The organism is uncultured Oscillibacter sp. (assembly GCF_910579365.1).
GTDB lineage: Bacteria > Bacillota > Clostridia > Oscillospirales > Oscillospiraceae > Oscillibacter.
In genome coordinates, this window is the sequence record NZ_CAJTUX010000078.1 from 1 (window position 1) to 11,706 (window position 11,706).

Consider the following 11,706-nt stretch of genomic DNA (forward strand, 5'->3'; position numbering starts at 1 on the left):
TTCGCATCCAGAAGGTGTATCAGCTGTCCCTGGACGATGACCCCAGCCTCATTCCTACGGAGGATTTTGAGCGGAACGGGCGGCTGTATTACCTGCTGGATATGACCCGGAAGGATGAGGTGGGCGTGGACACCAAGCCCCATGTCCAGACGGTCACCCTCCCCAGCGATACCAATAACATGGAGAAAATTCTCCAGACTCTGGACGCGGAGATTGAGACTGTCACGGAGGACGGCTACACCGGAAAGCTGCACCTGGACCACACCACGGTCAAGGTCACAACCGACGGCTACGCCACCAAGACCGGAACCGTGTCCGCTACCCGGACCTATCCGAATTTGTCGGATGCGGACCTCTCCCTGGTGCCCAAGACCATCTCCGATGGCGGGCGGAGCCTGACCCTGGCGGATGTGCAGTGGGGCAATTCCACCCAGGAGGAGGGTGACGGTGTGGTCACCCGCTACACCGCCACGGCCCGGTACATCGGCAGCACCTCCAGTAAGTACGCCACCGGGTACACGGTGACGGCGGACTACTCCGGAGAGGTTTCCAAAACCGGCTGTAATGTGGTCACCTATACCGCCGTGTTCGGCAGCACCGAGGCCCCGAAGGACTCCGGCGTTCAGGACGGCGAACCCGTTGATGCTTCCGGTATCAAGCGCCCGCTTATGATCGGCGGCGCGGTTCTGGTGCTGGCTCTCGGCGGTGCCTTTGTGTACAAGAAAATCAGAAGGAGATGATGCCATTGAAAAAGTTCAGACTGTTCCTGCTGGCCTGCATGATCTGCGTCCTGTGCGCCGTCCAGGCCAGCGCATTGGAGTACAGCTATGACGGGGCGGACGATTTCCTGTTCGCCCGGCCCACCAGCGACGATACGATCTACGAGGAGGAAAACCCCAACGTGGACCGGAGCAAAAACGTGGCCCTGGTGGCTCCTGGCTTCGGCACTCCCACCAGTTACCTCCCCGGCTCCGGCGAATACTTGACCCCGAACCGTGTTCCTGGAGCGCTCTCCGGCGGACTGGTGAATCAAGTGGGCGGCGCAAATTACTCTGTTTCGGAAAATGGTGTGTCCAGCGGCATGGGCGGGTTTCTGCCCAGCACGTCGATCTTAGACACCGGCTCTTCCGGTTCCTCCACTCCCCCGGAGCATTTCACCGTTACCACCCGGCCCAATGACACGGCTTCCGTAGGGTTCACCAGCGTCACCGAGGACAGCTACTACAGCAACGGAAGTCTCGGGACACTTAAAATCCCTGCCATTGGCCTGAGTGTCAAGATCGTCCAGGGCACGGACAGCTCTGCGCTGAAGAAAGGCGTGGGCCACTTTGAGGAGACGTCCATCTGGAATGGCAACGTCGGATTGGCCGCTCACAACCGAGGGACCAATTCCTACTTCGGCAAAATCCATACCCTGGAGGCCGGGGACGAGATCACCCTCTCCACCAAGGAGGGCACCCGGACCTATGAGGTGACCTCCGTCGCCAAGGTGACGGAAACGGATCGGAGCAGCCTGGAAAACACCTCCGAGAACTGCCTGACGCTGTACACCTGCGTCCGGGATGAGTGGGACCTCCGGTGGTGTGTGAGAGCGGTTGAACTGACGGATTAAACCGAGCTGAACTGTCTGCCGATTTCATTCGACAATCCTCCGAATCTGTGGTAGTGTTGCGGTTGCAAACTCCCAATAAAATCACAGGAACGGAGGAAAGAACTATGAAAGGCAAAAGAAGGATGCTTCAAATGTTGACGTGCGGGCTTCTGTCTGCGACACTGCTGGCAGGCCCGGCCCAGGCGGCGGACCCGGAGATCCGGGTGGGCAGCTACAAGGGCAATACCCTGGAGGCAGGTGAAAGGAGCTGCCTCATCATCGGCCCTGCCGGACCGGAGTACACCGCCGAATCCAGCAACCCGGAGGCTATCACCCTGGAGCGGGTCCTGACGTATTGGGTGGCCGTGGCCAAGGCGGAGGGGACGGCTGAAATCACCGTCGCCAACAAAGCCGGGACTACCGGCAGCCTGACGCTGACCGTGGAAGCCGCTGAAACGCCTTCCAATCCAAGTGAGGCCCTCTCCGCCAACATGGACATTCGTCTGGAGATGGTCCGGCTCATCAATGAGGTGCGCCGGGAGAACGGCCTCGCGGAGCTTCCCATGGACGAATCCCTCATGAATGCCGCCCAGGATGTCTCCGGTCAAGGCGTCACGGAGCACCGGCCTTATGACCACATGGCACTCATCCGCTACGGCTGGCCCCACGGCGGGCTCTACAACCTGACCGTATTCACCTCCTACGGCTGCCCGGATATTGCGAAGCAGGCCATCGATTACTGGATCGAATCTCCCGGGCACTATGAAACCATGCTGCTGGCGGAGGCATCCCACGTCGGAACCGGCGTCACCTTCCAAAATGGCCGGGCCTACTGCTACATGGTCGTGGGCGATCCCACCAGCCATAATCCCTACGAATAAACCACTCTGGAACAGCTTCATACCACACGGAGGCCCATTGGCAAGACGCCAATGGGCCTTTTTTCATCGCCAAATTCAAAATGGAAAGGAACCCTTTATGAACGAAAAACATCATTCCCTGCGAACGCGCCTGACAGCCCTGCTGCTGGCGCTGATCTGCGTCCTGGGCCTGTTCCCCACCACGGCCTTCGCCGCCGGGGATACCATCACGCTGAAGGAGTTCGGCCACTCCGGCGTGGCCTATGAGTCCGCGGCCCTGGGGCGCTGCACCCTCCATGAAATGACCTTCAAAAACGGAAACCAGACCACCACCGGCTTCTGCGGCACCAAGGGCGGCGACATGGGGAACTCTCTCCAGGGCCAGACCTGGGGGAACAAGCGGTCCATCTCGGACCCCACCGTGGAAACCATGATGGCCTACTACTATGCCCATTCCACCGGCGTTTTCACCGACGAGGCCATCGCCCTGGGGGTCAACGACGTCTGGAACGCGGGCTACCGCTGGTACATGAACGCCTGGGTGCAGGCGTGTATCTGGCGCTGCCAGCAGGGCAGCATGAGCGATCCCGTCGCCGCCTGCGCCGAGGAGCTGATGGCAGTCTACAATTCCCTGGAAGGAACTCACTACACCAGCATCGACCAGAAGCAGGGAGAAACCTCCTTCCGGGACCGGACGCAGTATATCCTGGATCTGGGCAGCCAGGGCGTTTGGGGCAAATGCGCTGTGTATGAATATACCTTCACCGGCGCTGGGTCCAGCTCCCACCCTGCCGGGTCTGTGCAAAAGATCATCCTGGGCGACCTGACGGTGGAGCACATCGAGCAGGAGGAATACGTCCTCATCGTCAAGAAGGTGGACGCCACCAACCCCTCGAAGGGTTTGCCGGGAGCCGGATTCCACATTGAGTCCACTAACGGCGCCTTCTCTAAGGATATAATCACAGGGGAAAACGGGGTTTACAGGATCGCGGGGCTCAGTGCTGCCACCTATGCAGTAACCGAAACCGCACCCCCTCCGGGCGGATACCAGATCGACAGTACCGCCCCGCAATATGTCACGCTTCCCAGCAACGGCAATAACACAGTGACGGTTACTTTCCGGGACAGCACCACCATTACCGGAGAGGGCAGTATCCGTAAAGTAGACGCGGACAATCCCTCCAGGGGCCTCGCCGGGGCGGTTATCAAGATCACCGGCGTGGACAACAGCTTTGTGGGTACCTATGTCACCGGCGAGGGCGGATACCTCACCGATGTGCCCTGGGATACTATGCCCATTGGGAGCTATGAGGCCGAGGAAGTAACTCCGCCGGAGGGCTTCACCAAGAGCCCGGATGTCAATAAATGCAAGCAGACCTTTGTATGGGACGGGAAAAGCGACGTTTCCCTCGTTTTTGAGAACGACAGCAAGGTCAAAATCCAGCTCATCAAACTGGATGATTCCAACAACCCTCTCCCCGGCGCGGTATTCAATATCGTGAAGGACGGCCAGATTATTGGCACGGAGGCCACCTTGGAGGACGGCTCCATCACGGTTACAGACGTGGAGGAGGGAATGTATGCCTTTGTTGAGGTGTCCGCCCCGGCGCCTTTCGCCAAGCTGACGGAGCCGGTCATCGCGCATGTGGATCAGGCCACCATCAATGGCGGCGGGACCGTCACAGTCTCGGCAGCGGACAAAAAGCTCCCGAATCTGACGATCTTGAAACGGGACTCCCAGACCGGGGACGTGATCCCCAACACCCACTTTGAAATTCGGGGTATCCATTATGGATTCCACGATGACGTGACCACCGGCCCCGACGGCAAAGCGGTTCTTACTGCCATCCCCTCGGACAGCTATGAAGTCACGGAGGAATCCGTGCCGGACCCCTGGGTTGTCAGCGACGAGCCCACCCAGACGATCTGGCTGGGGGCTGGCGACGATCAGCAGCTCATCTTCGACAACCTGAAACAGCCTCTGCTCAAAATCTCGAAGGTGGAGAAGGGCACCGGCGAAAAAATCCCCAGCACCGTTTTTCTGCTGGAGGCCATTGACGGCGACTACCGTCAGAACCTGACCACCGAGGCCAACGGCTCCGTGGAGCTGCGGGTGGCCCCCGGCAGCTACCGCATCACCGAGCAGTCCGTCCCTGAGCCGTATGTGATTGGCGAGGAGCGGACCAAGACGATCTCCCTCAACGGCGGCGACGAGAAGGAAGTCATTTTTGAAAACCTGAAGAAGCCGGAGCTGACCCTTTATAAGATCGACGCGGACAGTCAGGAGCCGATCCCCGATACCGTCTTCCGGGTAGAGGCCATCAACGGCGATTTTCAGGACGATTGGAAGACCGGGCCGGACGGCATGGTAACGAAGCGGGTGGAGCCCGGCACCTACCGGGTCACGGAGATTTCCGTCCCCGCGCCTTACTTCCTCCCGGACAAGGACGCCGACCGGGTGCAAACGGTTTCCCTGAACGCCGGAGATGTGAAGAAGCTGACGTTCAAGAACCGCAAGGCCCCCGAGCTGACCATCTTCAAGGAAGACAGCGTGGCAGGCGCTCCCATTGAGGGGGCGAAATTCCATGTGACCTACACCAGCAATGGCGAAGCTGCCGAAGCCCCCGCCACCATTGATTTCGGCTACATTTTCACGGACGCCCGAGGCGAGATCAAGTTGCACGAACAGGGCAAGCGTCTCTATCCTGGTGAGTACACCATCACGGAAGTGGCTCCTGCCCCCGGCTTCCAGATGAAGGAACCCACCACACAGAAGGTCATTATCCACGGAAACGAGAGCAAAACCGTCACTTTCCAGAACGAACCCTTAAACGGGATCGTCGTTGAGAAGTATGACTCTGTTACCGGCGAGGCCCTGCCTGGCTGCACCTTCCAGCTCCGCTTCCTGGGCGGCACCTCCGGCACGGGCGGCACGGTCATCGGGCAGAAGGTCACCGGGAAAAACGGCACCTGCATCTGGACGGGCCTCACTGCGGGCACCTATATCGTGGAGGAGATCGACCCCGCTGATGGGTATTCCATCATCAATTCCTCTGAAACGGTCTACATTTCGGACGACGGCGTGCAGAATGTCATTACTGTGACCTTTGATAATTCGCCGGACGGAAATCTCCTCATCAGGAAGGTCTGCTCCGTCAACCCCAGCATCACCCTCCAGGACGCCGAGTTCAAGGTCACCTACGCGGACGGAACTTTGATCGGTGATTCCAATGGGATTTACCGGACTGACGCCCACGGAGAAATCCGCATTGAGGGTTTGAAGCCTGGCAAGAGCGTGATCGTAACGGAGACCAAGGCACCGGATGGATTCATCATTGACACGCAGTCGCAAACGGTTCAGATTAAGGAGGGACGGACGGTTTCCCTGACATTCAAGAACCAGCCTCGCGGAAAACTCATCATCCAGAAGCGGGACTCCATCAGCGGCCAGCCCCTCCCCGGCGCTCAGTTCCGTGTGACAACTGCCGCTGGCTGTGAGGTTGGCCTGGACGGCGTCATCGGCACCGCCACCCTCACGCAGAACGGCATTTTCACCACGGATTCCAACGGTGAGATTCGGATTTCCAATCTCGCTCCCGGCGCATATGTGCTGACGGAGGTCAAGGCTCCTGCTGGATATGTCATGGACGCGCCCAGCACCAATGTGGTGATTGGCCCCAACGGGGACACCCAGACCGTGGTGGTTACAAATACCCCCAAGGGCGGGCTCATTGTCGAAAAGTATGACAAGATCACGAAGGAGCCCTTGGCCGGGGCGCGTTTCAAAATTACCAATGCTAATGGAGAGCTGCTCCCCGATAATGAGGGACTCACCTCCAGCAATGGCCTCTATACCACGGACCAGAATGGACAGATCGTAATCTCCAAAATTCAGCCCGGCACCTATGTCGTGACGGAGGACAAAGCCCCTGATTTTTATGAGAAGGACCCCACGCCCCAGACGGTGGTGGTCAACGCCGGGGACACGCAGACACTCCGATTCTATGACGCCCCTCTCTGCACCCTGACCATCCTGAAGCGGGACGCCGTGACCCATAAGCCTCTGGCTGGGGCGCAGTTCCTGGTCCAGTACAGCGACGGACATGTGATCGGTTCCAACAACGGACTCTACACCACAGGCGCCGACGGCACTGTGACAGTCTCCGGCCTGAAGCCCAACGCTACCGTTGTCGTGTCTGAGCAGAAAGCGCCGAAGGGTTACATTCTGGATTCCACGCCGAAGAATATCGTGGTGCGCTCCGGCGTCGCCAACGGCCTGATTTTTGACAATCAGCCCGGAACAACACTGATTATTCAAAAGTTCATTGAGGGCACCGAAAACGAGCCTCTGAGCGGCGTTGCGTTCAAGGTCACCGACGGCTCCGGAGCGGCGGTCGGCCCTGATGATGGGACCTATTACACGGATAAGGCCGGCGAGATCGTGCTGAGCGGCATTGAACCCGGCACTACTGTGAAGGCCCGTGAGATCAAAACTGTGGACGGTTTTGTGCTGGATGGGACTCCGCAGGACATTCTCATCAAGGGCGGCGAGGTACAGCGCCTCACGTTCTGGAACAAACGGGCCGGAACTCTCATCATTGAAAAACTGGATTCCGTCACAAAGGCCCCCTTGGCGGGCGCACAGTTCAAGGTGCTCTACGCCGACGGGCGCGTGGTCGACACCGAGGGCGGCAAACTTTCTTCCAACGGCATCTACACCACCGACAGCAACGGGCAGATCAAGATCACCCAAGTGACCGGAACCCTGGTGGTCACGGAGGAAAAGGCCCCCGACGGCTATGTCATGGACCCCAACAGCAAGAGCCAGACCGTCGTGGTCAATCCCCAGGACACCCAGACCCTTCGCTTCTACAACGAACCCATGTGCAGCCTGACGCTGACCAAGTTGGATTCTGTCACCGGAAAGCCTGTGCCCAACACGGAGTTTACCGTCAAGGACGGCAATGGCAATGTGCTGGGCCGCTACACTACCGGAAAGGACGGGACCGTCGTAGTAACGGGCCTCATCCCCGGCAGCACCGTTGTGGTGTCTGAAAGCAGAGTCCCGGACGGCTATGTTTTGGACACCACGCCCAAGACCATCATCGTGAAAAACGGCTCCGGCAACAGCTGGACCAGCGGAAGCAGTTCCTCTGGTGGAAGCAGCTCCGGCAGCTCTGGAAACTCTGGCAGCTCTGGCAATGGGAATGGTCTCACGTTTGAAAATGATCCCAAAATGACGTTGACCATCCACAAATACATTGAGGGCACCGCCAATGAACCCCTGGCTGGCGTGGCCTTCAAGGTGGTGGACGGCTCCGGCAAGCCCTTGAATCCTGACGGCGGTATTTTTTACACCAATAACGCCGGTGAAATCGTCCTGGAGGGCCTGGAGCCCGGAACCACCATCACCGCCCAGGAGATCAAAACGGTGGACGGCTATGTCCTGGACGGACGGCCCCAGAGCATCAAGATCGAGGCGGGCAAGGCTCAGAATCTCACCTTCTGGAATGAACCCGCCGGTTCGCTGATTATCCGCAAGCTGGATAAGCAAACCGGAAAGCCTCTGGCTGGCGTAGAATTTGAGGTTATCTATGCTGAGGGCGGCTACGTTGACACAGACAATGGACACCTCTCCAGCAAGGGCCTCTATACGACTGATGACCACGGGGAAATCCATATCTCCGGCATCGTGGGGACAGTTGTAATCAAGGAAACCCGGCCCCTGCCCGGATATACCATCGAACCGGGCAGAGAGGGCCAGACTATTACGGTCAATCCCCAGGAAACACAGACGGCAACCTTTTACAACATCCCCGCCAACACGCTGACGATTCAAAAATTCATCGACGGCAGCGACAACGAGCCGCTGGCTGGCGTGGAATTTCTGGTAACAGACAGTTCCGGGGCTGTCGTGGGACCCAACAACGGTTACTATACCACCGACAAGGATGGGCGCATTTCCATCCCCGGTCTGACCCCTGGCGCGACCATCACCGTCAAAGAAACCAAGACCCTGGACGGCTACATCCTCGACGGTCAGCCCCAGAGCATCCTCATCAAGGAGGGCGAGGCCCAGAGCCTGACCTTTTGGAACAAGAAAGCCGGAGGACTGATCGTCAACAAGATCGACGCCGCGACCAAGAAGCCGCTGGCGGGTGTGAAATTCAAAATCACCTACGCCGACGGCTCCAACGTGGACCTGGACGGCGGAAAGATTTCCTCCAACGGCCTCTACACGACGGATTCCCTGGGCCAGATCAAAATCCCCGGTATTGTGGGCACGATAATCGTGGAGGAAATCGAAACGCTCCCCGGCTATGTGATCGATCTGAACACCAAGCGCCAGACCGTCCAGGTGAATGCCAATGACACCCAGACCATCACCTTTGAAAATGTCCCCGCAGGCGGCCTGGAGCTGATCAAGGTCAACGAGGCCGACAAAACCCAGCGCATTCCCAACGTCAAGTTTGAAATCCGCAGAATGGACGGCGCTCTGGTGGAAACCGTCGTTACGGATTCCACGGGCCGGGTCCACGTGGACCTGGACGCCGGGGACTACTATGCGGTGGAAATCGAGGCCGCGAAGGGCTTCAAGGTTGACGAAACCCCGCAATATTTCACCATTAAAGACGGCGAAACCACCACGCTCACCGTGACCAACAAAGCCTTCTCGGGCATCCTGATTCATAAGGTGGATTCCATCACCAAGAAGGGCATCTACGGCGTCAGCTTCCTGCTGTACGACAGCGCCAACACCCCTGTGGGCCAGTATACCTCCGACAACCAGGGATTCGTGTACATTGAGGACATCACCGAGGCGGGACGCTACTATCTGCGGGAGCTGGAGAACGAGGGCTACATCACGGACACCCAGATGAAAACCGTCTATGTAAAGCCCGGCGAGACCACCCTAGTGGAGTGGGAGAACACCCCCATTTCCGGTCAGATTCAGATCACAAAGAAATCCGCCGACTACAATTCCACCAATGGCCTCCCCGCCGGAACGCTGCTGGAGGGCGCGGTCTTTGAAATCTACGACAAGGCCAGCAACCTCGTGGACACCATCCGCAGCGATGGCCGCGGGCTGGCCGTTTCCCGTCAGCTCCCCCTGGGCCGCTATACCATCCGGGAAGTCAAAGCGCCCGCCAACTACGGCGTGAACGAAACGCCCCTGACCGCCTACCTGGAGTACGAGGGCCAGATCGTCCGCTTCGAGGTGACCAACAAGAGCATGTTCACAGGAGTCTCCATCACCAAGACCGGCCCCGCCGAGGCCATGGCTGGCCAGCCTGTGAACTACACCTTCTCCAATATTGCCAACAGCTCCAATGTGCGCCTCGACAATTTTTATTGGAGAGACACCCTGCCCGCCGAGGTCCGGCTGAGCAAGATTGTCACCGGCACCTACAACTTCCCCGGAACCTATAAGATCACCTACCGGGTGAACGGAGGAGAGCCCCAGACCCTGGCGGACAACCTCTCCACCCAGAAAAACTACACCCTCGCCGCCTCCGCCACAGCCCTGGGTCTCGCCAGCAACGAGCGGGTTACGGAAATCATGTTCGTATTTGGGCAGGTCCCCGGTAGCTTCGCCCAGGTGGAGAAGCCCATGCTGCACTGTAAGGCCGTGTCCAGCATTGCCGCCAGTTCCTTCGTGAACAAGGCGGACGTGGGCGGCACCTACCAAGGCGTATGGGTCCAGGCGGTCAGCCGCTGGGTGACCACCGTCTACGGAAAGAAGCCCTCCGTGCCCAAACTGCCCCGTACCGGCTATTGATTCCCGCGCCCAGGCGGCCCGCCTTTCAGCGGGCCGCCTGTAGTCCTATACATTATAAATATATCACCAAAGAAGGAGACTGTCTATGCTGAAAATTGCCGCAACCGGAAACCTGACCAACGACGTGGAGCTGAAGACTCAGGAGGACGGCAGGCCCTACGCCATCCTGCGGATCGCCTCGGACCGGCGCTACCGGGCCAAGGACGGAACCCGCCTCACCGATTTTATCTCCATCAAGGTCCGCGGCCCCCTGGCGGAACGCTGCGCCGCCATGGCCTATAAGGGCTGCAAGCTGGCCGCCGCCGGGGACTTCGAAACCGTTGTGCCCTCCGAGGACCCCACCCGCCAGCCCGGCTTCCTCATCAAGGCCAGCGATGTGGAAGTGCTTTCCCCCAGAAAGGCGCGGGAGGCCGCCGGGGCCATTGACGCTGCCAGAGCAAACCGGGAGGCCGCCGCCTGCGGGATGCCTGAGAGTGAGGCCATCGCTTAATGCGGAACACTGGCGTCGAATATGGCAGCGCGGACCGGACCCCGGTGGTGCTGCCGGAGATGGCAGAGCTGCTCCCCCCTCTCACGGGGGAGCAGCTGGCCGCCCTGGAAGCGGACCTGCTGAAAAACGGATGCTACTCGCCTATCATCGTCAATGAGGATATGGTCATCATCGACGGACATAACCGCCAGCGGCTGTGTGAGGAGCACGGGATTCCGTATAAAATGGCGGTGTTTTCGTTCGAGGATTTGCTGGAGGCCAAACGCTGGGCCATTGAGAACCAGCGGGGCCGCCGGAACCTGGAAAAGTGGGAGCTGGGCAAAATCGCCCTGAAGCTGAGGCCGGACATTGAGGCCAAGGCAAAAGCGAATATGTCTGCCGGAGGCGGCGATCAGAAAAGTGAGGATACAAAATCGGGTTTGACAACATTGTCAAACCCGATTTCTCCTGTCAGCACAAGAAAAGAGCTGGCCGAATCTGTTGGTATCGGCGAGGTCACTATGGGCAAGGTCATGCAGATCGACGAGCACGCGCCCTCTGCCGTGAAGGAGGCCCTGGACAGCGGCGACCTGTCCATCAATCAGGGCTACAACATCACCCGTCAGGTTCAGGATCTGCCGGAGGAGGAACGAGAGGAAGCCGCCGCCCAGGCGGTGGAGCTTCTGAAAGCGAAAAAGGAGGTCCAGGCCATCGACGCTGAGGCGGACCGCCGGGGCACGATCGCTTCTCTCTTCTGTAAAGCCTTTGAGCGAGCCGTCCTGCTGACCCCCACGGAGGAAAACGTCCGTATCTGGGTGGAGAACACCCGTATGCGGCCCGACGAAATCGAGGATTCTGTCAAAGAGGCCCGCGAGCTGGCGATTGTGTTCTCCGCCATCGCGGATATCCTGCAAACCTTTCTGCCGCAAAGAGAGGAGGGCTCCTCATGAGAGAAGAAATCTCCGTCCGCCAATGGCAGGAGCAGTTCAAGGCCGGATTTTACGAC

6 protein-coding genes are annotated in these 11,706 nt (G+C 59.0%); all 6 read left to right on the forward strand.

All coding sequences use genetic code 11. The features are described 5' to 3' along the window. Positions 1-740: hypothetical protein (locus QZ329_RS13335; RefSeq protein ID WP_295753429.1), on the forward strand; the 740-nt coding region annotated here is incomplete at its 5' end. Further along, positions 740-1,612 (forward strand): class D sortase, encoded by an 873-nt coding sequence (locus tag QZ329_RS13340; protein WP_295753431.1) that lies wholly within the window; start codon positions 740-742, stop codon positions 1,610-1,612. The genes QZ329_RS13335 and QZ329_RS13340, both read left to right, overlap by 1 nt. 131 nt (positions 1,613-1,743) lie before the next feature. Continuing rightward, positions 1,744-2,472, forward strand: a complete 729-nt coding sequence (locus QZ329_RS13345; protein WP_295753433.1) for a CAP domain-containing protein — start codon at positions 1,744-1,746, stop codon at positions 2,470-2,472. A gap of 97 nt (positions 2,473-2,569) precedes the next feature. Next, positions 2,570-10,231, forward strand: coding sequence for a SpaA isopeptide-forming pilin-related protein (locus QZ329_RS13350; protein ID WP_295753435.1), 7,662 nt, complete (start codon positions 2,570-2,572; stop codon positions 10,229-10,231). A gap of 85 nt (positions 10,232-10,316) precedes the next feature. Then, positions 10,317-10,721 (forward strand): single-stranded DNA-binding protein, encoded by a 405-nt coding sequence (locus QZ329_RS13355; protein ID WP_016321675.1) that lies wholly within the window; start codon positions 10,317-10,319, stop codon positions 10,719-10,721. Next, complete coding sequence (locus tag QZ329_RS13360; RefSeq protein ID WP_295753438.1) at positions 10,721-11,650, forward strand: hypothetical protein; 930 nt, start codon at positions 10,721-10,723, stop codon at positions 11,648-11,650. The genes QZ329_RS13355 and QZ329_RS13360 overlap by 1 nt, the downstream gene beginning before the upstream one ends. Positions 11,651-11,706: the final 56 nt, after the last annotated feature.

Excerpts from the sequence above, each read along its gene's own strand:
- QZ329_RS13340 (WP_295753431.1), top strand. The coding sequence starts at position 740 with ATGCCATTGAAAAAGTTCAGACTGTTCCTGCTGGCCTGCATGATCTGC.
- QZ329_RS13345 (WP_295753433.1), top strand. The coding sequence starts at position 1,744 with ATGTTGACGTGCGGGCTTCTGTCTGCGACACTGCTGGCAGGCCCGGCC.
- QZ329_RS13350 (WP_295753435.1), top strand. The coding sequence starts at position 2,570 with ATGAACGAAAAACATCATTCCCTGCGAACGCGCCTGACAGCCCTGCTG.
- QZ329_RS13355 (WP_016321675.1), top strand. The coding sequence starts at position 10,317 with ATGCTGAAAATTGCCGCAACCGGAAACCTGACCAACGACGTGGAGCTG.
- QZ329_RS13360 (WP_295753438.1), top strand. The coding sequence starts at position 10,721 with ATGCGGAACACTGGCGTCGAATATGGCAGCGCGGACCGGACCCCGGTG.